21 protein-coding genes are annotated in these 24,126 nt (G+C 62.4%); 9 read left to right on the top strand and 12 right to left on the bottom strand.

The window, feature by feature from the left end:
• Positions 1-288 precede the first annotated feature (288 nt).
• Positions 289-1,575 carry a hypothetical protein gene (locus tag IPM54_33775; GenBank protein ID MBK9264741.1) on the top strand — a complete coding sequence of 429 codons (1,287 nt, stop codon included), beginning with the start codon at positions 289-291 and terminating at the stop codon, positions 1,573-1,575.
• Positions 1,572-3,245 (top strand): hypothetical protein, encoded by a 1,674-nt coding sequence (locus tag IPM54_33770; GenBank protein MBK9264740.1) that lies wholly within the window; start codon positions 1,572-1,574, stop codon positions 3,243-3,245. Before IPM54_33775 ends, IPM54_33770 begins: the two co-directional genes overlap by 4 nt.
• Positions 3,246-3,261: 16 nt before the next feature.
• Here IPM54_33770 and IPM54_33765 read toward each other — a convergent pair whose 3' ends face one another.
• Positions 3,262-3,924: a ComF family protein gene (locus IPM54_33765; GenBank protein ID MBK9264739.1), complete on the bottom strand. Its 663-nt coding sequence runs from the start codon at positions 3,922-3,924 to the stop codon at positions 3,262-3,264.
• Positions 3,925-4,082: 158 nt separating this feature from the next.
• Here IPM54_33765 and IPM54_33760 point away from each other — a divergent pair, with 158 nt between their 5' ends.
• Both IPM54_33760 and IPM54_33755 read left to right on the top strand, forming a co-directional pair.
• Positions 4,083-6,668: a DUF4339 domain-containing protein gene (locus tag IPM54_33760; GenBank protein ID MBK9264738.1), complete on the top strand. Its 2,586-nt coding sequence runs from the start codon at positions 4,083-4,085 to the stop codon at positions 6,666-6,668.
• Positions 6,669-6,769: 101 nt separating this feature from the next.
• The gene (locus tag IPM54_33755; protein ID MBK9264737.1) at positions 6,770-8,269 is read left to right on the top strand and encodes an alginate export family protein; all 1,500 of its coding nucleotides are present in this window, start codon (positions 6,770-6,772) and stop codon (positions 8,267-8,269) included.
• Positions 8,270-8,644: 375 nt separating this feature from the next.
• On the opposite strand, the gene ftsH is transcribed toward IPM54_33755, so the two are convergent.
• The 8 genes from ftsH to IPM54_33715 form a co-directional block, all read right to left on the bottom strand.
• Positions 8,645-10,537 carry an ATP-dependent zinc metalloprotease FtsH gene (ftsH, locus tag IPM54_33750; protein MBK9264736.1) on the bottom strand — a complete coding sequence of 631 codons (1,893 nt, stop codon included), beginning with the start codon at positions 10,535-10,537 and terminating at the stop codon, positions 8,645-8,647.
• A gap of 264 nt (positions 10,538-10,801) precedes the next feature.
• Positions 10,802-11,701, bottom strand: coding sequence for a tRNA lysidine(34) synthetase TilS (gene tilS / locus IPM54_33745; GenBank protein ID MBK9264735.1), 900 nt, complete (start codon positions 11,699-11,701; stop codon positions 10,802-10,804).
• 29 nt (positions 11,702-11,730) lie between these two features.
• The gene (locus tag IPM54_33740) at positions 11,731-11,925 is read right to left on the bottom strand and encodes a hypothetical protein (protein MBK9264734.1); all 195 of its coding nucleotides are present in this window, start codon (positions 11,923-11,925) and stop codon (positions 11,731-11,733) included.
• A 20-nt stretch (positions 11,926-11,945) separates the two neighbouring features.
• On the bottom strand, positions 11,946-13,328 hold the full coding sequence (locus IPM54_33735; protein MBK9264733.1) for a class I SAM-dependent RNA methyltransferase: 1,383 nt from the start codon (positions 13,326-13,328) through the stop codon (positions 11,946-11,948).
• Positions 13,329-13,423: 95 nt separating this feature from the next.
• Complete coding sequence (locus IPM54_33730) at positions 13,424-15,931, bottom strand: protein kinase (GenBank protein ID MBK9264732.1); 2,508 nt, start codon at positions 15,929-15,931, stop codon at positions 13,424-13,426.
• 119 nt (positions 15,932-16,050) lie between these two features.
• Positions 16,051-16,752: a hypothetical protein gene (locus IPM54_33725; protein MBK9264731.1), complete on the bottom strand. Its 702-nt coding sequence runs from the start codon at positions 16,750-16,752 to the stop codon at positions 16,051-16,053.
• Positions 16,749-17,837, bottom strand: coding sequence for a tRNA 2-thiouridine(34) synthase MnmA (mnmA, locus tag IPM54_33720; protein MBK9264730.1), 1,089 nt, complete (start codon positions 17,835-17,837; stop codon positions 16,749-16,751). Before mnmA ends, IPM54_33725 begins: the two co-directional genes overlap by 4 nt.
• Before the next feature lie 137 nt (positions 17,838-17,974).
• Positions 17,975-18,586 carry a CPBP family intramembrane metalloprotease gene (locus IPM54_33715; GenBank protein MBK9264729.1) on the bottom strand — a complete coding sequence of 204 codons (612 nt, stop codon included), beginning with the start codon at positions 18,584-18,586 and terminating at the stop codon, positions 17,975-17,977.
• A 418-nt stretch (positions 18,587-19,004) separates the two neighbouring features.
• Between IPM54_33715 and IPM54_33710 the strand changes: the two genes are divergently transcribed.
• The 3 genes from IPM54_33710 (at position 19,005) to IPM54_33700 (ending at position 21,238) form a co-directional block, all read left to right on the top strand.
• Positions 19,005-19,601 carry a hypothetical protein gene (locus IPM54_33710; protein MBK9264728.1) on the top strand — a complete coding sequence of 199 codons (597 nt, stop codon included), beginning with the start codon at positions 19,005-19,007 and terminating at the stop codon, positions 19,599-19,601.
• Positions 19,598-20,830, top strand: a complete 1,233-nt coding sequence (locus IPM54_33705; GenBank protein ID MBK9264727.1) for a site-specific DNA-methyltransferase — start codon at positions 19,598-19,600, stop codon at positions 20,828-20,830. The genes IPM54_33710 and IPM54_33705 overlap by 4 nt, the downstream gene beginning before the upstream one ends.
• A gap of 78 nt (positions 20,831-20,908) precedes the next feature.
• Complete coding sequence (locus IPM54_33700; GenBank protein MBK9264726.1) at positions 20,909-21,238, top strand: hypothetical protein; 330 nt, start codon at positions 20,909-20,911, stop codon at positions 21,236-21,238.
• A 13-nt stretch (positions 21,239-21,251) separates the two neighbouring features.
• Here IPM54_33700 and IPM54_33695 read toward each other — a convergent pair whose 3' ends face one another.
• On the bottom strand, positions 21,252-22,496 hold the full coding sequence (locus tag IPM54_33695; GenBank protein ID MBK9264725.1) for a tryptophan 7-halogenase: 1,245 nt from the start codon (positions 22,494-22,496) through the stop codon (positions 21,252-21,254).
• Positions 22,497-22,570: 74 nt separating this feature from the next.
• On the opposite strand from IPM54_33695, the gene IPM54_33690 reads away from it, so the two are divergent.
• Entirely contained in the window at positions 22,571-22,882 is a 312-nt protein-coding gene (locus IPM54_33690) for a (2Fe-2S)-binding protein (GenBank protein MBK9264724.1), read from the top strand.
• Here IPM54_33690 and IPM54_33685 read toward each other — a convergent pair.
• Entirely contained in the window at positions 22,879-23,016 is a 138-nt protein-coding gene (locus IPM54_33685; protein MBK9264723.1) for a hypothetical protein, read from the bottom strand. The two genes, IPM54_33690 and IPM54_33685, sit on opposite strands and share 4 nt — an antisense overlap.
• A 152-nt stretch (positions 23,017-23,168) precedes the next feature.
• On the opposite strand from IPM54_33685, the gene IPM54_33680 reads away from it, so the two are divergent.
• Complete coding sequence (locus tag IPM54_33680; protein ID MBK9264722.1) at positions 23,169-23,558, top strand: PDZ domain-containing protein; 390 nt, start codon at positions 23,169-23,171, stop codon at positions 23,556-23,558.
• Positions 23,559-23,579: 21 nt separating this feature from the next.
• On the opposite strand, the gene IPM54_33675 is transcribed toward IPM54_33680, so the two are convergent.
• Positions 23,580-23,975, bottom strand: coding sequence for a YbjN domain-containing protein (locus IPM54_33675; protein MBK9264721.1), 396 nt, complete (start codon positions 23,973-23,975; stop codon positions 23,580-23,582).
• Positions 23,976-24,126 lie beyond the last annotated feature (151 nt).

Genomic DNA, 24,126 nt, shown 5'->3' with positions numbered 1-24,126 from the left:
GCGTCAACGTTGGCCGCTTCTTGCGCGGGCAACGTTGACGACGCAACCGAATGCGTTTCTGCCCATATTGCATCGGTGGATTTCGCGTATAGTACTGCTTCGATCATTTCATAGGTGTCACCAGGGCCGAATGCAGCACCAGGTTGCGTCTCATTGGACGTAACCGTGACAAGGTTCAACTTACAATTCGCGAGCTTCGGAATGGGTGGGGGCAAGAGGGCAGAGCGGCGAGCGCCGAATGTACCACGTTGTTGACAGCCGAGCTTGCCCCCAGTAGGATCGGCGCCCATGGTCGACCCGGCGTTTCGAGCCACGCAGAAAGCGTTCTTCCAATCTCTCCGTGACCGGCCGCTCGACTTGCTCGATGCCGAAGATCGCAAACTTTACGAACCGTTACACGATGACGATCATGATCCTGTAAAGCGCCTGCTCGATACCGTGGAGTTCAGTGGTACCGAGAGCGTCCAGCTCGTTGCGGGCTTTCGCGGGACGGGCAAGACAACCGAGTTCTCGCGCCTGGAGAAGGACCTTTGGGAGGCGGGACATATCGTCATTCGCGTCAACTTGGATGAATACGTCGACATGCATTCGTCGGTCGACATTCGAGATTTTTTGCTCATCGTTGCGGGCGCAATCAGCGACAAGCTGACGAGCGATCGGCTTCTTGGCAAGGATAAGGGTCTCGAAAAAAGCTTCTGGGAACGATTGCAGAATATATTATCGACAAACATCCAGGCCAAAGAGGCGACCGTCAAGACGCCGGCGGGTGACTTGAAGCTCGCGCTTCAGAGCGATGCGGATTTTCGTGAACGTGTGCGCAATGCGTTTTCGGGTCGTCTCGAGCAGCTCGTCAACGACGTTCGTACGCACCACCGCAAGGTGCTCGAAGCGCTTCGTGAGCGTCACGGCCCAAATGCGCGACTCGTCGTCATTCTGGATTCGCTCGAGCATTTGCGCGGCAGTGTGGAGCGCGCCGAGATGGTACGCCGCAGCGTCGAGGAGATGTTTTTTACGCATGGGCAACGAATTGGTTTGCCCGATACGCACATGATCATCAGCGTTCCGGCGTTCCTTGCCGTGAAGGCCGATAATCTCGCTGCACAATTCATGAATGGCAAGGTCGAGGCGTGGCCGGCATATCGTGTCGTCGATCGACGGGGGCAGCGCACGGAGGTGGTCGACCGTATCGTTCGGCTCGTGAAGCGGCGAGGTCGCTGGGATCTGATGCTGCCGAATCAAGCGGCGCTCGAACAGCTCATCATGGCGTCGGGCGGCCACTTGCGCGACCTGTTCAATATGCTCATCGAAGCCATTCATTTGGCTGGTCGAGGGGTTCTGCCCAATGCTGCCGACAAAGTGGTGAGCGTAGCGCGCCGCGCATACATGCCTCTGTACAAAGACGAGATCGCGGTGCTTCGTCGCGTGGCCATGACGCAGGGCCTGCAAGATTTGGAAGGCAAGGAGCGGGAGTACGTTTTGCGATTTCTCGATGCGGGGCTCTTGCTGTGTTACTTGAACGATGACTTTTGGTACGACGTTCATCCGCTCGTCAAAAACGTCGTTCTCGGCACATGAGCGAAACGCTGACCGAAGCGCTCGAGCGCCTGCATTTTCATCTTGATAACCAATCGGGCTTTTGGTTTGCGCTCGTCGCGACGGATGCGGAAGCACCACGGGTGCGCATGCGTGAGGCGGGGGAGGCCTGGTGCAAGGAGCATGGCGTAGCGTTCTATCAGCACGAACCCGAGCCGACGGGTCTCGTGCCGCTTGGAATCGATTTGGCACGAGGCGACCAGCCGGGGCTGCATTGGATTCGGGCGGACGGGGTAAAGGGTACGGCTGCGGAATGGGAAAAACACGCAACGCTGCTTTTCATGGCGATGAACGAGCGACGGGATGGATATCGAAAACGGCTCGAAGGTGCAATCATCGTCGAGGGGCGCGCATCGCTGAAGTTGCGATTGCGTGACTTGGCACCGGACTTGTTTTCGATTCGAGCGTTCATCGCCGAACCAAGTGAAGAGAGCGATGTCGATCGGTTCGAGGCGCCCGAGTCGCAGCGCAAGGTGCCGACGTTCGACGACGCCGCATCGGACCTCGTGGATCCCGATGCGTTGGGGCAACATATCTCGAGGCTCGAAGGGGCCGGCGACCGAGCGTCAATCGAGAGGCGTATTTTTTTGCGTGGTGAACTGGTGCGCGCTTTGCTGCGTGCGGAGCGTTTCGAGGCCGCGAAGAGAGCGGCGGATGTCCTCGACGCAGACGTGCGAGCCGCTGGGGCGCTTCCGACACCGTTGTCGTTGGATGCGCAATACTTGTACAACGATGCAAGTCGCGCTGCGGCAAGGTCACAGGGGGATTTCCAAGCGGCTCTGGTATTTGCGAACAATGCAATCATCGTGGTGGAACAATATCCAGAGCATCGATTCACGCGTGATCGAAGCGCTCCGTATGCAGCACGAGCACGAATTCGCGAATTGTTGTCGGATAGAGAAGGGGGGATTTCGGATTGGATACGGGCCATTGAATACGATGAGCTGGAACTGCAAGCCGATCCCCGAAATCCGCGATTACGCGGCTTGCTACTCGATCATGGTAGAAATGTATCGCTGCAATTCACACTGGCCGGGCGATCTGCTGAGGCGCTCGAGGTTCTGGGCCGAGCGCAAATGCAACTCGCTTCATGGGAGCAAGAGAACCCGAACGAGATACGCTGGCTTTATGAGCGTGCATGTCTCGAGATGATGATAGGCGCTGCCCAGTCGGGCAACGGCGACCTAGGTGCGGCCTTGAGGATGTTCAAACGAGCTGCGGCTACGGCCGAGGCATGTAGGAAGCGGGATCCGGGGGATAGACATATTCGGCGTGCCGTGCTGGGTGGACACATTCTTCACGCCACGATCTATCTCTTACAACGAGATGTCTCTCCCGAAGGCCTCGATGCATATGATCGTTTACTCGGTGCATGCACCATTGATTATCGCAACCGCGAGTCATCGTCCGCATTCGACCTCTGGGCACACGCCAATCTCGAATTGCTGCATGGGGTGCTCCTAAGCTTTCGGCGCGAACGGCAACGCGCGCTCGAATCGTTCATATTCGCTGCCAAACGCTCGGCACAACTCACACGCACGCTTGCACGTTATGCAGGCTGGCGCGCCACCATGCGAGCACTCGACGTGGTCGTGCGTGTTCTGGCAGCGCCCGACGCTGGCAAGAGCTCAGGGCCCCAAGCGAAAGGTTGAACAGCCATTACGTCATTCACCCCTTCCCCGCTCGCGCAAGACAAACCGATGTCACGTTGACAGCTCCTGCTGCAATGAGCGCCTGCCGACACGCCAATAACGTGGCCCCGGTCGTGAGCACATCGTCGACCAGGAGCACATGGCGCGATTGCACGGCCGATACGTCGCGTACATCGAATGCCTCGGCCATGTTCGCCAATCGCTGGGCTCGTCCCAAGCGCGCCTGTTGCGCCGTTTCGCGACGACGTTCGAGCGCACGCGGAGCAAATGGCACTTCGAGCTGCTCGGCAACGGCACGCGCAAGCAATGCCGATTGATTGTAGCCTCGTTCGGCAAGTCGCCGCGGATGAAGCGGCACGGGCACGACCACGTCGGCTCGAATGTCTGCATCCATAACCGCGCGCCTGAGCAATTGTCCAAGCGGCCTAGCCAAATCCGCTCGCCCTTCGTACTTGAATCGCGTCAATGCCTTCGCAATGGCACCTCCAAAACATCCAAATGCAATGGATCCGTCAGGATGAGGTGAATCACGAACGAGGGTTGCCGCACATGCGGGACAAAACACGTGCCTCGATGAGATGGGAAGATCACATGCAGCGCACGCCGGAGGGCTCAGCGCATCGAGTACTGCGGCAGTGACGGCACGGGCGAGAGCGGAGACGAGGTGCGATGAAGGCATCACTGGTCCATCGTCACGAGCGGGGGTCGAGTTGCGTGGGCAGACAAAAATTGGCCTTTCTTCCGAAATGATGGGTACGATTCTCGCGAAGTGGCCGTCGGACACCGAATCGAACAGCGCCAACCGAGCGCTTTTGTAAACGCGCCAAGGGGGCGTGCTTGAGCCAGTCCGACATGTGGCGGTGGGCCGACGACCAAGGCGAGCAGCGTCTCGTTGGCGAGGACGAGCTGCGAACAGCGATCGCGAGCGGGGTTTTGCCTCCATCGACGCTGGTGTGGCGCGAAGGAATGAGCGCGTGGATGCCGGCCATGTCGGTGGCGGAATTCGCGAACGTGGTGCCCACGGGCGGCGGGAACCGAGCGAGCGAGAAGGCTCCAGAAGCCGCGAACGCGCCGGATGCCGCGGCGAATGCAATGGCTGCAGCAAGTGCACCAGGGCCGTCGGCAAGCGGCGCCGGTCCGATGCTGACGGCTGCGACGCTTCATGGGCTGAGCCCAAGCGACGTGCTTGCGGCGGCTGCAGCTTCGGCGAAAGAGAAACGCACGCCGAGCGTGGCGCCACCGCGGCCTGCCGCAGGGAGCGCAAAGCCGACAGGAACGAAGACGTTGCGTCCGAATTTTGGGCCCGCGATTCCCGCGCCGCCTCGTGTGCCGTCGGAAGGCGCAACGAAGCAACCGGCAGCGCCGCGTCAGGGCGGGCCCATTCGTTCACCAGCCGCAGCGCCGGCTCCACGTGCACCATCGACGAGCGCGATCGACAAGGAGTGGTCGATCTCGGACGACGAGACGACGAACGTTCCGGGCAAGGACAAGTCGGTGCAGCGGCCCGAGCCGCCGGTGGAAACGGCAGCGCGCGAGGCGCCGAGCCCTCGAGGAGCGACGCCGCAAGTGCAGCCGTCGCGTACGAGCACGGTGCGAACCGCGCCGCCACCGAGCCCCCATGCAGAACGTCGACCGACGGAAGAAACGACGGAATCGACGACGTTTCAGTTCGAAAAGAACGCGCTGAGCCTGCGGGTCGTGAAGCCTTCGGGCGACAAGGGCGATGGTGCGGTCGAAGCTCGTGGCGAAAAAGCACGATCGAGCGCGGGCACGACGCTACGAAGCGAAGCGCCGCCGGGCTTGATGGAGTCGTACGCACAGCAGCAGGCGGCTCGGTACGAAGCTGCGCAGGAGGGCCCACCGCCCACGGAGCCATCGCCCGATTTTGGAACGACGACGCAGGAGCTCGACCCGGCGTATGCGCGAGCGATGCTGCAATCGGCGGACTTGCCGGAGCCGCCGAAGGTGCGCGAACAAGCGCCGACGGCCATGCTGCCGGACGTGGACGACGCCGCTGCGGACGATGCCGACAAGCGTCCGCACGAGGTGAGCCGAACGATTCGCTTGGCAGCGGATTTCCTTGGGAAAGTGCTCGGTCCGGCGCTCATGCAGAAGTCCGCCGCGAGCGAGCTACTGCAAATCAAGCCGCCGCCGCTGCCGCCTCCAGCGTCGGCGCTTCCCGATGGCCAATTCGTTCGTTTGCCGTCGGCGACGCCGCAGGCCGCAACGTCGCTCGCACTTCGCGCCGTGCAACCTCCAGCGCCGGCAGATCCCGTACCCGCACAGCTTCCTTTGAATGCTCTGCTCATGAGCGGCGGGCTACTCATCACGATGGTCATTGGTGCGTTTTTCGTGGGGCGCTGTTCGGTCAAACCGAATGCAATCAATGCCCCCACGGCACGCGCGGGCATTGGTGATGCCGTTCGAGTGCTTCAAAATGGTCTTCCCGGACCTCCCAAGCCGTGCTGGGTTGCCAAACAGCCGGCGCGATACGCTCCGGTCGTATCGAAGAGCATTCCTTTCGAGCTGCTGGCGCTCGCGTCCGGCAAAGTTGCGATTGGTTATGCAAAAAGCGACGACGAAGCCGTTGGCATCGAAGTGACGCCAGCCACGGGCCAGATCGACGAAGATTACGTGGACAAGGCCGCGTCCGAAATCGCGCGCGTAACGCCCACGGGCAAAGGCTTTTTCATTTCAACGACGGAAGCACCGGGAAGCCTGAAGTCGCTCATTCCGGTGAGCGCCGAAAAACCGTTTTACCTGGGCATATCGCAAGCTCAGGTTGCGCTGTCCGATCAACCGAGCGGCGTGGCAACTCGGTTATGGCCCGTGGGAGACGATCCGAGTGGCCTTCGCGCCCTGACGCTCGGCAATCGAGGTTTCGTCGTGGCGTTGCGCACGGGTTCGTCCCGACAACAGAAGGTCTTCGCGGGCATGCTCGGTGCGGATCGCAAGACGGCGACCAATCTCATGCATGTGGCTGGCTCGGGGGGCCAAGTGAGCGAACCGGTGATCGGTTTCAATGGTCGGGAGGTCGCGATCGTGTACAGCGAGCAGGATCGAGGTCCGTGGAAGGTTCGCATGGGGCGTGCGCCGCTGGGGAAGATTCCCGAAACGACGACGGCATTCGCGGTGCCTGCTGGAGGCCCCGGAGGAGATGCGAATTACGCGTCGATCGCTGGTCTTGCCGATGGTCGATGGGTGCTCGTGTGGACCGAGGGTTCGTCGGGGTCGAAAGCCGTACGAGCTCAAACGTTTGGCGCGAACTTCGCCGTCATTGGAGACCCGATCGTGCTTTCGCCTCCGTTTGCAAACTTGGGCCAAGGCATGGTGGGGGTCGTGGGCAATCACGTGGCGGTGGTTTTCGTGCAACGAGGCCGATCGAACTACGAGCTTTGGGGAAGCGTGCTGCAGTGCGGCTGAGGGCGGCGTGGCTCCTTGTCGCGCGCCTTCGCGGCGCATAAGCTCCGCGAGCGCCGATCTACGCGCTCGTCCGCCACCGCTTACGGAACCACCGCCCACGCATGACGCGACCGACCACGCACGCACTCGTTTCATTCGGTTCCACCATCGCGGTGCTCGCGCTGAGCTGCACGGCTTTGGCCCAAGCGACGCCGCTGCCGGAATCGATCCCGATCGGCAGCTTTACGTTTCGGCCGTCGGTCGAGCTGCGCGTGCGAGGCGAATACCGCGAGGCTCCGTTCGACATTGGTGGCGCGTACTTCACGAGCTCCGCGGTGCTCGGGGATGCCTACCAGTCGAACCTGCCGCCGCGCTTCGATGCGCCGACGTACATGACGCCGCTTTATCCGAACCAATGGGCCGCGACGTCGCGAGCTCGCATCGGGCTCGGTGTCGACCGGGGCGCGGTCACGGCGCAACTCGTGCTGCAGGACTCACGCACGTATGCGGGGTCCAACGTTGTTGGTTTTGGCATTACGCAGAACGAATACTTCAGCAGCCTTGGGCTTTTCGAGGGGTTCATCGACATCCACTCGAAGAAGCGAAGTGTGTGGTTCCGGGTGGGACGACAACGCATCGTGTGGGGCGATGGACGGCTCGTGGGTGAAGGCGACTTTCTGCAGTACCCGCGCGCATTCGACGCTGCGCGTTTCGGTTTGTCCTGGAAGCGCTTCGACGTGGACGCGTTTGCCGCGCTGATCGGGGCCGGCATCGGAGGCTTGGGAATCGGCGGCTTGGGGGGTTTGGCGGGTGGTGCGTCCCCGTCCACCAACACGTCTTCGGCGTTCCCGGCGACGACGGGCAGTCAGCTTTACGGGTTGCGCGTCGCGTGGCATGCGATGCCGCTGCTCAATGCTGAAATTGGCTCTCTCGCGCGGGTCGTTCGAGCTCCGGTAGCGAACGATCTCACGCCCAGCGACACGTTTGTCCTGTCCGCTCGTTTGTCCGGGGACAAGCGCGGTTTTCGCTACTCGGTGGAAGGTGCCTACGAGCTTGGGCGGATCTCGAGCTTCGAGGTGAACCGAGACTTGCGTGCTTTTGCGGCCGCCGGTCGTGCAACATGGGAAACGGCTTTGCCTTGGCACATGACGTTCGGTGCAGAAGCCGCGTACGCATCGGGCGACGACGGCAGCACCGATCCTGCCGCGGTTCAAACGCGCTTCGATCCGATCACTCCGGACAAACGCCCCGGTCACAACCTCATGGGCCTCTACGCGTGGTCCAACTCGATCGTGGCGGGCGGGGACATCGCGGTTCGTCCTGCCGAACCTGTCGGCATCAATGTCGGATACCGCTTCGTTGGGTTGGCCGAGCCCAAAGGTCGCTGGACGTCGGCGTCGCTCGTTGCGATCGGCGCTTCATCGACGAACGAGTCGCACGTGCTGGGTCATCAGCTCGACCTGGGCGTCGGCATGCGGTTCTGGCAACCGCTCACGATCGATGCGGGTTACGGGCTGTTCATCACGGGCGACGGGGCAAAGAACATCTTGGAAGCATCGGGACGAGGACGCCTGAGCGCGCAGCACTTTGGGTACTTGCAGGCGACGCTGAAGGCGCCGTGATCGGACGTTGATTGTGTAGTGCGGGGTTTTAGAGGCTGTCGCGAAACGCGTCACCCTGCGCGTCCACGCTACCACGCGGCGGGTTGAAGAGGCCGTTTCAAGACTCGGACGCGTACCTCGCCAGGCCCGCGGGTAAAACCCGCGCTCAGACAAGCCTCGCGCTGCCGCGCTCGGACTAACGTCATGGTTGTATGGCGAGGCCTGCAATTGCAAAATCGTGCGGGATTCTCGATGATGATCGCAAACCGCACAACGCCAGTCCCGAACGGTAGTGAGGGACTTTTGAATGTGTAGCGCGGGGTTTTAACCCCGCGCCGGGTGCAATGGGCTCAACGCCTCTGCAATGGGCTCAACGCCTCTAGGGGGGTGAAGCGATCAAGTGCTCGGGGCGGGCTTGGGAGCACCGAAGATGCTGGTTTGGCGGCGCTTTTCCTTCGCTGCCTTCTCGCGCTCCGCGTACGTCGGGATGACGACGCGTTGTTTTTCGGAAAGCTCGCCACCTTCGAAGACAGTCTTCAGCTCCTCGGCATCGAGCGCCTCGCGTTCGAGCAGCGCCTTCGCAATCGCTTCGAGGCGATCACGCTTCTCGAGCAGCGTGTTTTTCACGATCTGGTACTGCTCGTCGATGATGCGACGAACCTCTTCGTCGATCTGACGCGCAGTTTCGTCCGAGTAGTCCTGGCTGCGCTGCGTGTAATCACGGCCCAGGAAGATCGAGCCTTCCTCGCCGCCGTACGCAAGCGGCCCGAGCTTGCTCATGCCGTACTCGCACACCATCGCCCGCGCGATGTGCGTGAGCTGGCGGATATCGTTCGACGCACCGGTCGTGAGCTTGCCGAAGAAGATCTCTTCTGCAATGCGCCCACCGAGCGCCGATTGAATCTGCGCCTCGAACTGCTCCTTCGTGCGGCTCAGGACGTCGCCACGAGGCAGCGGCATCGTGACGCCAAGCGTTCGCCCGCGCGGAATGATCGTCACCTTGTGGACGGGATCATGATGCTCGTTCGCGATCATCATGATGGCGTGACCAGCTTCGTGGACAGCCGTGTTCCACTTCTCTTCCTCGGAGATGATCATCGAGCGACGCTCGGAGCCCATCAGGACTTTGTCCTTGGCCATCTCGAAGTCGATCATCGAAACGAAGTCCTTGTCCTGTCGAGCAGCAAGAAGCGCCGCTTCGTTGACGAGGTTCTCGAGGTCTGCCCCGACAAACCCAGGCGTGCCTCGCGCAATCGTTTCGAGCACGACGTCGGTGCCGAGCGGAACTTTCTTCGTGTGCACGGAGAGAATGCCTTCGCGACCGCGAATGTCGGGACGGTTCACGGTGATGCGGCGATCGAAACGGCCCGGACGCAGGATTGCAGGATCGAGCACGTCGGGACGGTTTGTCGCGGCAATGATGATGACGCCCTCGTTGGATTCGAAGCCGTCCATCTCGACGAGGAGCTGATTGAGCGTCTGCTCGCGTTCGTCGTGACCACCGCCGAGACCCGCGCCGCGATGGCGACCCACAGCGTCGATCTCGTCGATGAAGATGATGCAAGGCGCATGCTTCTTGCCTTGCTCGAAGAGGTCACGCACGCGGCTTGCGCCGACGCCAACGAACATTTCGACGAAGTCCGAGCCCGAGATCGAGAAGAACGGAACGCCCGCTTCGCCTGCAATGGCCTTGGCGAGGAGGGTTTTACCGGTACCAGGCGGACCCATCAAAAGGACGCCTTTGGGAATGCGTCCACCGAGCTTCTGGAACTTCTTCGGATCTTTGAGGAACGCGATGATTTCCTCGAGCTCGTCCTTGGCTTCGTCGATGCCCGCGACGTCGGCGAACGTGATCTTGTTCTGCGACTCGGACAAAAGCCGCGCGCGCGACTTGCCAAAGCTCATCGCTTTGCCGCCGCCGGCCTGAAGCTGCCGCATGAACAGGTAAAACATCACCAAAAGGAAAACCATCGGCAGGATGGTCACGAGCGCGCCCGACCAGAACGGCGACGCGTCTTCCTTCTCGAAGCTCACCGCAACCTTGTGTTCGACGAGGTCCTTGGTGAGTGCATCGTTGGCGACCGGGCCAATCGTCACTTGCTTCGTTTTCGAGTTGGTTTTCGGGTCTTTCACCCAAAACGTGTATTCACGATCCTTGATCGTGACGTTCTCGACGTGCGGCTCTTTTTCGCGATCAGCGTGAACCTGAGCCATGAATTGACTGAATGCGACTTGCGTAGCAGGCGGCCGATCCGGGCTCAAAAACTGCCAGATCACGAGAAACATCATGATCAGCAGGACCCAGAGCAGCAGCGTCTTGTGCGATTGCTTCACGAAAACCCTCGGGAGGCTCGCCTCAGGTTGAACTTTTGTGGCTCCGGGTCGCCTTCGGCGCCCTTCGCCCCGAACTCCTGAGTGGGAACGAATAGACTGCGTTCAAATGTAACGCTTATCGAGACCAGCATGCCACGCGGCAGCAAGCCCGTCGACGAAAGCGCAGCGACCCGATGTGCGGAGTCGGAACGCCGATGGCGTCCGCCGCCCCAAACCGAATCAATCCCTGTCGATAAGGACGATTTTTCCTTTTGCAAAGGCTACGTCCACATCTTGCCCCCCCTTCTTACGAATCTTCACACTTCGTTCACCTGATCGACGCGCCCGCTCGATCATGTCGCGCTGCGCCCGCCCAAGCTCTGCAAGCGGGTCTTCGTCCGGACAGACCTCGGAAAGCATGTCCGCAAGTGCACAGAGATGGTCGATGACACGCGGCGACATGTCCTCGAGCAGCGGCAAAAGCTCGCGGCGAATGCGTACGCGCAAAAAGCGCGGATCGGCATTGGATGGATCCTCCGCGCACGCGAGATCGTGTCGCCGAACGTGTGCCATGACGTCGCTGCGTCGCGCACGGATGATCGGGCGAATCAAGTCGCGGGCTTCTTGCGGTTTTTCCAGCATCACGGGTGACGACGCACGCGAGGAAAGAACGGCAAGACCGCGCGGACCGGCTCCACGCAAAAGACGCAAGAGCACGGTTTCCGCACGATCATCGGCGGTGTGGCCCGTCGCAACGACGCACGCTCCCGCTCGAATGGCCGCTCGTTGAAGCGCTTGATGCCGCGCCTCGCGAGCACGAGCTTGTAAGTTCGATCCAGGCGCGACGTCAACCCGTGTGACCTCAAACGATACGTCGAGCTTTTTGCAGAGATCGCCCGCCATCGCGAGCTCGCGCGAAGCCTCGGGCCTGAGGCCGTGATCGACTCCGTGCGCGACGACGACGTGGCCCAAGGTCTTGCGCAAAAGCGCCAATACATGCAGGAGCGCCGTCGAATCCGGTCCTCCCGAACAAGCGACCAGCACCACGTCGCCCCGCGCAAAGAGTTTGTCATCCCGTACCGTGCGCTCGACGAGACGCCGAAGCGACGGTGGATGCGACCGACCATCACGGCCAGACAGGTTACTTTGCGACAAACCTCGTTCGGAGCTCAACGCAGTTCGAATGCTTTGCAAAAAGTGACTTCCGAGCAGTGATCCAAATCCCGAGCGCGATGCATCGCGTGCGGATATTCGAGCGAACAACGGTCGCGTTCGGCATCGTATTGCGCGCAATCGTCACACGCGAATACGAGCCGAAAGCGGCGCGCTTCGTCCCGAAGCCGATCGTCGACGCGGTGGATCATGCGCGGGCAGGATAGCGCAGTCAGTCGCGACGAGCCCGAGAAGGACGGCCTTCGCCGCGCGAGCGAACGAGGCGCGCAAGGGTCTCGACGTGACTGGTTTGCGGGAACAGCTCGACCGTCTCGAGGTGCGTGAGGGCAAACCCGGCGCGGACGAGGGTGCCGAGATCGCGAGAAAGCGTGGCTGGATCGCATGCGACGTAGACGACGCGGGTGGCGCGCGAAGAAGCGATCGCCGCAGCAGCTCCAGCCGCGCCCGATCGCGGTGGATCGAGGACGACGACATCGGCGCTCGAAGCAATGGGAAACTTGTCGGCGTCCGCAACGGTGACTTTTCCGGACAAACCTCGCGCCAATAGGTTTTGCCGCGCAGCCGTGGCTGCTTCCTCGCTCGCTTCGACGGAGAAAAACGCAGTCGCCGCGCGTGCGAGAAGCACGGAGAACGTACCACTGCCAGAAAAGAGCTCGACGACCGTGCCGAGCGAAGCGCTGTCGGTCGTCGCCGGAGCATCGGGATCGCTGCGGCACAGATCGAACACGCGCCGGGCCAATTGGTTGGCACCTTCGTCGGAGGGTTGTGCGAACGAGCCGGCCGCGATCACGAGCGGCTCGCCGTCGGCGCCTTCGAGGATCGCGCGCGGGTCGCCAAAGGTGGCTGGCACCTTGACGCCGTCGAGACGCACGCGAGCTCCTGCCCACGCTCCGCTCTTGATGTGCTGATCCATCGCAGCCCACGCGCTCGGAGACAGTTCGCCACGCCAAACCACGTCGATGCACAGACGCCCTGCTGCGCCGCGCGCGATCTGGACGTCACCTTCACCGGTGGATCCAGCCAAAACGGCGGGCACATCGTCGAGCGCCACGGCGATGGACGGGTCGAGCACGACACAAGAGCGGACGTCGACGACTTGATGGGACGCCGCGGCGCGATAACCGACGCGCATGCGGCCTCGCTCATTGCGCACGAAGAGCCGAGCTCGGGTGCGATATCGAAGCGGCTCGGCCGCGGGATGAACGCGGATGGGCGGAGGCGACGAACCGATCGCATGCGCGACGGCATTGCGAACGATTTCGGCATGCCAGTGCTGTTGAGCCGCTTCTGAAAGGTGCATGAAGTCGCACCCGCCGCAGCTTTCGACATGTGGGCACGGTGGCTCTCGGCGATCCGGCCCAGGCTCGACGATCCGAAGCAAGCGGCCGCGCGCAGGAGAGTTGCCCCGTTGAATGGCCGCGACGACGTGTTCGCCCGGAGCGGTGCCTGGAACGAAGACGCGCAGGCCGTCCTCGAGACTGCCTACACCCGCCCCGCCAGCGGCCAACGTGTCGATGCGCACGACCTTCTCTTCCGTTCGACCGGGCGCATTTGCATGTCCCTTGGGGCGAGCGTTTCGCGATCGCTGGATCATAGGGACAGCAACTTAGGTCAAAGCGCGCGCGCACGCATCGATGCGGCGCTCGACATGGCGAGGTTTTACGAACGGTTTGAAGGCCCAAACCGCGGTCACTTCATGGAGACGCGCTGCGCGGTGACCTGACCGGAAACGACGATGACGGACACGGTCTTGGTCATCGTGCCCTTCTTCAGCGTGACACGATGCGAGCCGGGTTTGACCGAGAGATGCACGATCGGCGAAGGGCCGAGCGATCGGCCGTTGTCGAGCACGTCGTCGCAGAAGGGGTTGCACACGATGGTCAAGAAGCCTGGTTCGCCGCCGCCTGCAGGAGCCGTCGTTGTTGGCGTTGCCGCTGGAGCTGGCGTGCCTGCAGGTTTGGCCGCGGCGGTGCCAGCGGGCACGGCTGCCGGCGGTGTCGTCGGGGCTGCCTGAGGTTGCTCGGCAGGCGCGGCCGATGCGCTTGCCTCTGGCGCTGGCGTAGGCGCGGGTGTCGCCACGGGTGCAGGTGTCGTGGCTGCAGGCACGACGGCACTTGGGGCGCTCGTCGTTTCTGGCACCTTCGTCGGAGTAGAAGGCGCTGGTGCTTTGAGTTTGAAATAAACGAGGACGCCGATGCCGATGATGCTGAGCGCGACGAGCGTCACGACGAGGATGAGCACGCCGGTGTTGCGTTTCGGCTGGTGCAAACCGGCGGCCTGTTGCTGCGCCATCCAGAGCTGCGCCGGATCGGGACGTGGCAGCGACATCGCCGTTTCGATTTGCGACTGCCCACCGCGACCGTACATCGCCTGCGCCATCTGTTGTTGCTGATGCGGCGTGGGCCCCGACGGCGGAACGCTTGGAAACGCAGCCGTCGGTTGCTGCGGCTGAAAATTCGGCGGCGGCGGCTGACCGAAACCGTAACCCGGCTGCGCGGATACGGGTTGTCCGTTGAAACCCGGCGGAGGTTGCGACGGCGTTGGCGGCGAAAAACCGCCGAAACCAGCCGCCGGCTTGGGGGGTTGATTGAAGTTTCTCGGCGGACCGGGATCGGGGATCTTGGCATTCGCCGGCATCGCGATCGTCGAGTTGAGATCGTCAAAGTCCTCGCCAGCACCCATGCCGCTCGGAAGCGCCGCCGTGCGTTCGTCTCGGCCACCAGGACCCGGATACGCGGGCATCGGTGTCGTCGCCATGCCCGCCGCCGGCATGCCTGCCGCGGGCTTCGGCCCCGTGCGGAAATCCGCCGGGCCGGGCATACGCATCGCACCCGCCGCCGCAGCCTTCTCCATGTGATCACGAGTCGCCACCGTCGTGGGAATGTCCTCGTCATCATCCATGAGCGAATCGGCTGCCATGAGGCCCGACACCGACGAACGTTCGTTCGGCGCCGGAAGACCCGATGCGCCCCTCGCGATCGGTTGCGAATGCGACTGCGACGGCGCCTTCGACGTGGCGTTGCGACCCTTCTTGTCGTCGTCGTCGAGCACTTCGAGCACATCGCCGCCGCCTTGCTGCGCACGAAGTTTGTCGATGTCGATGTTCGACGTGACCTCGGCAGCCCACGTGAGATGCGCATCACGCTTGGCAATACGGTCGTTGAATATGCCGCGGACGAACTGAGCAACTTCTTCGGGACCGACGAACGATCCGCGCTGCATCAAGAAGCCTTGAAGCGCGCGGGAAAACTCACGCGCCGTCGCGTAACGATCCTTCTTGTTTTTTGCGAGCGCCTTCAAGACGACCTGCTCGAGGCCCGGCGGATAGCCCCGGATGATCGACGACGGCGGCGGCACGATGCAGGCTTGCACCTTCTCGAGCGTGTCGAGGTCGGTGTCCATGCGGAAAAGACGCTGGTTTGTCGTGAGCTCCCAAAGGACCACGCCGAGGGCAAACACGTCGGTCGTTCGATCGACATCCGCACCTCGCACCTGTTCGGGCGACATGTAGGCGAGTTTTCCCTTGAGCGTTCCGGCGCGCGTGGACGCAAGACGATCGGCCACTTTGGCGATGCCGAAGTCGACGACCTTGGTGTAGCCGTCGTACGTGACGAACAGGTTGTGCGGCGTGACGTCGCGGTGAACGAGTCCGAGGAGTTGGCCGTTTTTCCCGCGCAACTCGTGCGCCGCGTGAAGCCCCTCGGCCGCGTCGGCGCAGATGCGCGCCGCGAGCTCGGGCGTGATGTTCATCCTCCGCTCTTCAGCCTGCCGCATCACCTCGCGCAAAGGTTCGCCATGGAGGTACTCCATCGCGATCCAGTACGTGTTGTCGTCTTTGCCGAGATCGAAGACCTGCGCGACGTTTGCGTGGTTGATGCCCGCGGCGATGCGAGCTTCGTCGAGGAACATGTCGACGAACTGGTCATCCTCGACGAGATGCGGATGGATGCGCTTGATCGCGACCCACTTCTGAAACCCGCCTGGGCCGTCCATGCGCGCGAGATGCACGCTGGCCATGCCGCCGACGCCGATCTCGTCGACCACACGGTATCGACCGAGGAAAAACGTCTTCGGTTGGTCCTTGTCGGCATCCTTCGAGCGAGGACCAGAAGAGGACGACGAAGAGGGGGCGTTCGTTGTCGCTGCCGCTGGTCCGCCCGTTCGGGCAGCCGCAGGTCGAGGCGGAGGTAAGGCCATGACGCGACGATGATGCTAACGCGAAATCGCTCCCTTTTTCCATTCGACTCGAAAAAAGGTCGCGTTGCTCCGGTGTTCAGGATGGCAGCATGCACGCAGAAGAGGCGTGCTTTACGCGTTCAGGGAAATGGCTGCCCAGGCTGCCCACGCTCGAAGTAGAATCGAAAGAAACCCGTCACGAGCGACCTGCGATCGTCTGGGATCTCGCTTGCCAGCGCTCCCACGGGCGCATCTCGAGGGTCCCCCATCTCGACCGAAAATTCGGCGTTCGTGAACTTGTCCGACGCCTCGTCTTCATTCGGATCGCCGCTGAAGAGCGAATGGAACGTGATGGTGCCGTCGACCGCGTAAAGAACGGCGTTTTGGTTGTGGCACGAGCGCTGAAGGTAAAGCGCCATGTGGATCGCCGGCGTGGGCTCGGGCGGCGCAGATCCATCAGGAGGCGGCGGGGGAAGCGTCGCGCCCGGTGGCAATACGCCTGCCGGCAACGTCACGGCGAGCGGTTGACCAAGGAGATCCTTGCGCACTCGCTTGACGTCCTGCACCAGCACCGTCATGCCGTCGGACACCTCTTGCATGTCCGTCCCACGCTGAACGCGAATGTTCACCGTATCGCGGTAGGGGACCTGCACATCCAAGTCGTCGCGATAACTGGGGCTATAGGGGACTGCGGCAAAGAAGTCCGGCTGCAGATCGTAGGCGTCGTACCAACAATCGCGCGCGAAAAGTGCATCGCTCTTGACGTCGCCCTCGCCTTGTCCGAGCGAGCAGCCGGTGCAAACGGCCGGGACAAACAGCGAGGCGAGCAAAATGGGTTTCATGCCGCTCCGCTCCCGTCGTCGTGAAGGGCCGCCGTGATCAGCGCGCCTCCGTAAACACGTTCGCCATCGTAGGCGACCGCGATCTGCCCTGGAGAAACCGCCTTCACAGGCTGATGAAACCGCGCCACGAAGACTTCGATTCCGGTCGACGGATCCACGCTGCGCTCGATCGTCGCGCGTTGCCCCTCGTGACGCGCGCGCACACGAACGTCCGCGTCCAAAGGAAAAACCACGTCCTCGCTCCACGCGCCGTCTCGAAGCAGAGCACCCGTTGCATAAAGCGCGCGCTCGTCACCGAGCTTCACGGTGGCGTCGTCAGGATCGATGCCTACGACGAATGCAGGGCGCCCGAGCGCCACGCCAATGCCTTTGCGTTGACCAATCGTGAACAGATGCACCCCATCGTGCTGCCCAACGACCCGACCTCGATCGTCGACGATGGGACCCGGGCGAACGCGCTCTTGGCCCGCGCGATCAGCGACGAACGCTCCGTAACGTCCATTCGGCACGAAACAAAGCTCCTGGCTTTCCCCTTTGTCCGCGCGAGGCAAACGTCGCGCGATGGCTTCGGCTCGCACCTCTTCCTTGGTCGCGTCGCCAAGAGGCAGCACGAGCTTCGTCAGTTCGTCCTGACGCAACATGTGCAAAAAATAGCTTTGATCCTTCACGCGATCTTTGCCGCGAAAAAGTCGCGTTTTTCCGTCCGAACCCGTCACCGTTCGCGCGTAATGACCCGTCGCGATTTGGTCGGCCCCAAGGCGTGCTGCGAGCGGAAAGAGCTCGCGCATCTTCACGGAACGATTGCACGCGATGCAGGGACTGGGCGTTCGCCCCTCGACGTACGCTTCGACGAACGGATCGACGACGTGCGACTTGAACAGCTCGCGGCGATCGAACGTGAAATGCGGGATGCCCAGGTGATCGGCGGCGCGGCGCGCGTCGTGCTGGTCTTCTGGAGCACAGCACCGCCCGCGCTCGCTGCGATCGTCGGGGTAATCCCATAGATGCAGGGTGACGCCGATGACGTCATAACCTGCATCACAAAGGCGAGCGGCAGCGACGGACGAGTCGACTCCTCCGCTCATGGCCACGACGATGCGCCTTCGTTGCGTCATGGTCCGAGCTTAGCCTCTCCCGAACCCCCTGCTACGAAAACGCCTTCTGGCTCCCTCTCTCCGCCGAGCGTAGCGAGGGGGAGAGGGGGTTGGGGGTGAGGCGCCGGTCAAACCACGCGCTCGGCGCGGCCGTTTGCCTCGGGGTCGTGATCCCGCAAGTATCCGAGGTTGACGGCATTCACGACGGCATGGGCCAAAAGCGGCCCGACGAGCGATCCGGTTGCCGCGAAGATCGTCCCGAGCACGAGCCCGACCGCCGTAGCCCAAGCAATCCAAACCCAGCGACTGGGGCCTCGAACTTGGTGCAGCACACCAAAAAGCACCGATGACCCAATGACGCCAAGGGCGGGCGTCATGAGGCCGCGAAAAAGAATTTCTTCCCCGAGGCTCGAAAGGCCAGCCAGAAGGAAAATTTGTCCAACCGTCAGGTCTTGCGCGACGGGGCGAAGCTCGGCGTGCAGCCTTTGTGCCCATGCGAAACGTCCGACGGCGACACGCGTCGATACCACGACGATGGCCGCTGTCCCGATGCCGCAAAGCGCGCTCGTCAGGGTCGCCGTGAGAGGGGTCGCGGACATCCACGGGTCCGGATGCACCCATGGCGCGCCGTCGCGCAGCACGAACGCCAGCGCGCCGGCAAAACAAGCAAGAAGCGCGTACGCCGCGGCGATTCGCCAAACGGCTGCGCTTCGGCCCGTCCGGGTCCAACGTCCCTGCATACGCCGCATCTTTGCACGCAGGCCGGCGCCATGCCGCTTGCCAATTCCACCAAACGCCTCACCGAGCTCGACCGTTTTCAGCCGCGTCGTAGTTCTTCAGATGCCACCTTCGACCCCCTGGCCGAGTGAACGGCCCCGGATTACATGCTGGCAATGATGTCCTCGGCCGAGTTCAATCAGCGGGGCTCGATAGGCGCGGCGGCGACGCGCAACCTTTCGCCTTCAAAACATCGTGACGAGCGCCCCGACAAACACTGATTGCAAAGCTTGCGGCGCAAGCGTTCCCAGCGGCGCAGCCGTTTGTCCAAGATGCGGAACATCGCAACGCATGGATACGTGCCCGCTCTGCGGATCCACGACAGGTTGCTCAACCGATCCCGAGTTTCGTTATCGCTGCGACGTGTGCGGGGGGCCTCGAGTGCCCTTGCATGCGCCACGAAAACGCCGCGGTGCAAAAGAACTGGCCGCATTGAAGCGCGCCGAAGCCGCGCGCAAGAGCCGCGCAAAAAACCGCGCCGGAGCCATCGCTGCGGGTTTGTCCGCCGCCGGTGTGCTTGGAATGCTCGCCCTCGCCGCGGTCATCAGCTTCGCTGCTGGCTGGAACCTGGGGCTGTGGATCTTTGTCGCAGCCCTCTTCACGGCTGGACCCCTCGCAGCACTGACGGCTTTTCTCGCGTCACGCGCATCCGCTCGAAGCAAGGAGATCCCGGCCGCCATCGATGAAGCGTGGATGGCCGCAGCGACGGATGTCGTCGAACAAAGCAGCACCGCCGTCACCGCAGGCTCGCTCGCAGAAGCGCTACGCATCGAAGAAGCGCAAGCCGAAGAATTGCTCGCGCTGCTCGAAGCAAGCGACCTCGTGAGGCCCGACGGCAACCACGCGTATCGAGCCCGCCTGCGCGTCGCCACGCCCAGCGCAGCCACCGCCAACGAAGACCTCGCCGCAGAAGCCGAAGCGCAAGCGGAAGCCGAAGCCGAAGCGATGGCTCGAGAGCAAAAACGCGAGCGGCTGTGAACGATCGTCGCGACAAACCAAACGTACGGCGCGCGTTGTCGCACGTGGGTGGCCAAGTCCACATCGAGGGCGACGCCGCACTCGGTTCACAGCTCGCCGCAGCGCTCGACGTCCCTACATCCGAAGTCGCCGAGGAAGCCGCTCGAGCGCACGTGCACGGGTTTCACAGCTACCCGGCACGCATGCATCCGCTCACGGCCCGACGCATCATCGAATCGTTCTCCCGCGCGGGCGACGTCGTTCTCGATCCGTTTTGCGGCAGCGGCACCGTGCTCGTCGAAGCGCGTCTCGCCGGACGTCGTGCCCTCGGTGTAGACGCCAATCCTCTCGCCGTGAGGCTCGCATCGCGCAAGTTGCGAGAAGCTTCTGAAGATGAGCGCAGTGCCCTCGTCGAGATGGCTCGTGCCGCGGCTGCACACGCGGACGAGCGCCGGCGCGCGAAGGCCGGCCCCACGAAGCGTTACGGCAAGGACGACCTCGAGCTCTTCGATCGGCACGTCCTGCTCGAGCTCGACGGCCTGCGCGCAGGCATCGACCGTACGCCGTCTCCGCTTCGTGCCGACCTGGAGCTCGTGCTGTCATCGATGCTCACCAAGCTCAGCCGTCGCACGTCGGACACGTCGAACCGCGAGCTTCCGCGGCGGATTGCGGCGGGTTTCGCAGCGCGCCTCTTCGTGCGCAAAACAGAAGAGCTCGCGAAACGACTCGGCGAAGTCGCGCCCACGCTGGCCAAGGCCCCCGAAGCACGCGTGCTCGAAGGCGATGCCCGCGTGCTTGCAGGGATCGCCGATCACGCAGTGAACCTCGTGGTCACGTCGCCCCCCTACCCTGGCGTTTACGATTACCTCGCGCATCACGAAGCGCGTCTGCGCTGGCTCGGTCTTCGAGCGGATCGTTTCGCGTCAAACGAAATCGGTGCGCGTCGAAAGCTCGATACGCTGGGCCCGATCGAAGGCGTCGTTCGTTGGGAACGCGAGATCGGTGCGGCACTTGTCGCGATGGATCGCGTGCTCGTGAAATCCGCGTTCGCGGTGCTGCTCTTGGCCGACAGCGTGATCGCGGGAAAACCCATCTACGCGGTGGATTCCATTCGCCGCGTCTTGTCGAACACGCACTTGCGCTTCGGGGCGGTTGCATCGCAAGAACGCCCGCACTTTCACGAGCCCACGCGAAGGGTATTCGCTGCGCGACCTCGCCAGGAACACGCGATTCTCCTCGTGCGCGGCTGACGCGTTCCGATGCGACAAGTTTTGTCGACGGATCGGCATGTGGCACCATCCGCACGGCGAAACGATGCCGCATGCTCGATGGAGACGGACACGATGTGGAAAGTAACGACCGCGCTTTTGCTCCTGGCCCTCGCAACGATGGGCTGCGCGAAGGAAAAGACGGACGAAGGAGCCGTCGCAACATCCGAAGGAGCCGTCGGCATTACCGAGTGCGACGCGTACATCGAGAAGATGGAAGCGTTTCTCGACACGCTTCCATCCGAATCTCGTGCAGCTCGCGAGCCTGGCTTCAAGGCGATGCAAGCGGCATGGCGCGAGACGGCGCAAAACGCGTCGGCAAAGGACAACCTCGCCGCAACGTGCAAAGCGCAACTCGCAACGCTTCCTCAGGGCGCCCCTGCGAAGTGAGCGAGCAGTTTGTCTAAGCGAACTGCGGCACGTCCGCGGGATACAGCTCCCGGACGAACGGTGCCCATTGCGGCTTCTTTTCTTGGTGAAACACGTCTCCCGACAAGATCGACGTGATGATCTTGCGCATCGTCTTGCGCTGGTCCTGCTCGAACAAAAGCTCGCGAAAGTGCCCCGCGTAAAACCCCTGCACGACGCCCAAGAACAAATCCACGGCATACCGCACGGCCGCTTCGTACTCGCTGAAGGCAGCGCGTGAAACGTCCCCCTGCTCGAGCGCTCGATCGATCGTTTCAGCAGCAATCAATCCACCTTGCATCGCCAGGTGTGCGCCCGTGGAAAAGAGCGGATCGAGAAAACCTCCTGAATCGCCCACGAAAAGCCAGCCATCACCGGCGAGCTGATCGATGCGATAGGAGAAGTCCGCCAACGCTGCTACGGGTCGCTCTTGTTTCGCCCCCGTAAGAAATTCCTTTGCCCACGAAGAAAGCTCGACCGTGCGTAGGAAAAACGCGTCGAGGCTTTCGCCCTTCTGCTTCTGCTTCATCCAATCGGACGACACGACCGCGCCGACACTCGACAAGTCTCCGCGGAACGGGATGAACCAAAACCATCCGTGGTCGAAGATGACGATTTGGATGTTGCCTTCGTCCAATCCTTCCTGGCGAAACGAACCGCGAAAGTGCGAAAAGAGCGCCGTTTTGTCGAGCCGCGGGACGTTCGCTTTGCGCCGCGTTTTCGAAGCGAGGAACGTGTCGCGACCCGTCGCGTCGGCGATCACGGGCGCTCGAAGCTCCACCACGCGTGAAGGCTCGTGCACGCTCCGCGCACGCACGCCCACCGCGCGCGAGCCTTCGAAGAGCACTTCCGTTGCCTCCCATTCCTCGCGAACTTCTGCGCCGAGCTTCTTCGCATGATCGAGCAGCAGCGCGTCGAACTCGGCTCGCTGAACTTCGTAGGCGTATTCGAACTCCGCGTCGAACGCGTCGGCGAAGTGGTACGTGTTCACGCGTCGCGTCGTCGAACAGAGAAAGCGTGCACCGTATTTCCGGATGAACCTACGATCGAGCTCTTCATCGATGCCGAGCTCCGTGAAGACCGCGCGCGAGCACGGCAGGAGCGATTCGCCGATGTGGAAACGCGGAAATTTCTCGCGTTCGAGAACGAGCGCCCGACGTCCGCGCTTGGCAAGGCTCGAAGCAAGCGTCGACCCGCCCGGGCCACCACCTAGAATGATCACGTCCCAACCATGCTGCATGCGAGTGAAATACTCCTCGTGGCGCAAGCAAGCCAAGGGCGTCGAAAGAACGCCGAGCGAAGCGAGAAAAAGTGATTCGCGTCGACTTCGAATCAAGTAACGCGCGGACCGATGTAACGGGCAAAGCCGCGCCTTTCGATCGACTCATCGACGTATGCGACGCATGCCGTGCACCCGTCGAATTTTCATGTCGTTCCGGAACGTGCGGTACGTGCCGCGTCGAAGTCATCGAAGGCGAGTCACATTTGCAGCCACCCACGCCCGACGAGCTCGAAACGCTTGCAGCATTCGACGCTCCGCCTTCTCACAGGCTCGCGTGCCGTTCACGCCTCAACGCGACGAGCGACGGCCGTCTGCGCCTCAGATGGGCCGGCGACGATCCTTAGATCGCATCATCCAGCGTCGTCTTCGGTGAAGGCTGCATCGACATCGCCGATGATGCGAAAGCACGCGCCTTCTCGACAGATGCGCTCTCCGCCGCACTCGGCATCGGTTTGGCAACCTGGTTCTTCGCTTTCACCGGATGCACACGAAGCTACCGCTGTCGCAACGACCATCGCGATGAAAAGCCCGAGCAAGACGCTGCGCCGGCGACGCATGCTCGAAGCTGAACAGCGAGCGGTAGGTGCTGCAAGGACATCTCGCGCGGGACTGCTTGCTATCGTGGCGGCGATGCGTTCGTCCGTTGGTCGCTCGACGTGGTTTTTGCTCGTCGTGCTTGCACTCGTTGCATGCGCGAACCAGCGCCCGGGATCGATCGGCGTGCTGCTCACGCGTGACAACGAGACCGGTGCGCTTTACGTGCGCGACTTGTCTCCAGGTCTCGCCGGTGAACGCGCGGGCCTCTTGCCGGGCGACGAAATCATCATGATCGATGGGCGTTACGTGCGGGAGCTCGATGCCCTGCGCATCCGCACGATGTTACGAGGCGACGTGGGAACTGCGGTGCGATTGACCGTGGTGCGAGGCGACCTGGTGCTGCGCATGCGCGTCGCTCGTACGGAGCTGCGCGAGCCCAAAGAGGATCAGCCGAAGCCCCGGATGGAAACGGTGGCCGAGTGATCGTTGGAGCTGAAACGATTTTCACGTACCTGCGAGCGCATGCACGTCGGCGTGATGTTTGTCCGCGTAGAACGAGAGCACGTCGACGGCGTCGCGGATCTCGCTCGGATCCAGGTGCTCGATGCGGTACTCGGCGCTCAAGATGACGTCGCCGTCGTCGTCGACGGAATACTTGGCGAGGTTGATGTCGCGGTTGAGGTGCAGGAGTCGACTCATCAGTTCGTCGGCCGTGTCGGGATCTTCGGGTAGTCGCGCGTAAGGGATCACGGCGAAGGTGACGAACAGCGGTTCGACGTGGATGAACAGGGGAAAAATGCGGTCTCGACTGCGGAACCGACTGCGCAGCGTGGACTCGGAGAGCGTTTCAACGGGCCAGCCTTGCGCTTGGAGGACGCTGCGTATGTCTTCCAGAATCATCGGGTCGTAATCATCAGAGTTTTTCGCGATGCGGCAACGTGAATAACGCGTTTCAAGGATCGTCAACCGTCCTCGTGGCGCTTTTGCCCTCACGCCCCGTCACATTTGTTGCCGACTCACGTGCCGACCACTCGACGTCGGACCAGCGATC

This window comes from Polyangiaceae bacterium (assembly GCA_016715885.1).
Taxonomy (GTDB): Bacteria; Myxococcota_A; Polyangia; order Polyangiales; family Polyangiaceae; genus Polyangium.
Note: the sequence above shows the minus strand (reverse complement) of the source record. Positions and strands in the feature narration are given on the sequence as shown.

Coding starts and splice junctions, on each gene's coding strand:
- IPM54_33775 (MBK9264741.1), top strand. CDS start 289: ATGGTCGACCCGGCGTTTCGAGCCACGCAGAAAGCGTTCTTCCAATCT.
- IPM54_33770 (MBK9264740.1), top strand. CDS start 1,572: ATGAGCGAAACGCTGACCGAAGCGCTCGAGCGCCTGCATTTTCATCTT.
- IPM54_33765 (MBK9264739.1), bottom strand. CDS start 3,924: ATGCCTTCATCGCACCTCGTCTCCGCTCTCGCCCGTGCCGTCACTGCC.
- IPM54_33755 (MBK9264737.1), top strand. CDS start 6,770: ATGACGCGACCGACCACGCACGCACTCGTTTCATTCGGTTCCACCATC.
- ftsH (MBK9264736.1), bottom strand. CDS start 10,537: ATGATGTTTCTCGTGATCTGGCAGTTTTTGAGCCCGGATCGGCCGCCT.
- IPM54_33740 (MBK9264734.1), bottom strand. CDS start 11,925: ATGATCCACCGCGTCGACGATCGGCTTCGGGACGAAGCGCGCCGCTTT.
- IPM54_33735 (MBK9264733.1), bottom strand. CDS start 13,328: ATGATCCAGCGATCGCGAAACGCTCGCCCCAAGGGACATGCAAATGCG.
- IPM54_33730 (MBK9264732.1), bottom strand. CDS start 15,931: ATGGCCTTACCTCCGCCTCGACCTGCGGCTGCCCGAACGGGCGGACCA.
- IPM54_33725 (MBK9264731.1), bottom strand. CDS start 16,752: ATGAAACCCATTTTGCTCGCCTCGCTGTTTGTCCCGGCCGTTTGCACC.
- mnmA (MBK9264730.1), bottom strand. CDS start 17,837: ATGAGCGGAGGAGTCGACTCGTCCGTCGCTGCCGCTCGCCTTTGTGAT.
- IPM54_33715 (MBK9264729.1), bottom strand. CDS start 18,586: ATGCAGGGACGTTGGACCCGGACGGGCCGAAGCGCAGCCGTTTGGCGA.
- IPM54_33700 (MBK9264726.1), top strand. CDS start 20,909: ATGGAGACGGACACGATGTGGAAAGTAACGACCGCGCTTTTGCTCCTG.
- IPM54_33695 (MBK9264725.1), bottom strand. CDS start 22,496: ATGCAGCATGGTTGGGACGTGATCATTCTAGGTGGTGGCCCGGGCGGG.
- IPM54_33680 (MBK9264722.1), top strand. CDS start 23,169: ATGCGTTCGTCCGTTGGTCGCTCGACGTGGTTTTTGCTCGTCGTGCTT.
- IPM54_33675 (MBK9264721.1), bottom strand. CDS start 23,975: ATGATTCTGGAAGACATACGCAGCGTCCTCCAAGCGCAAGGCTGGCCC.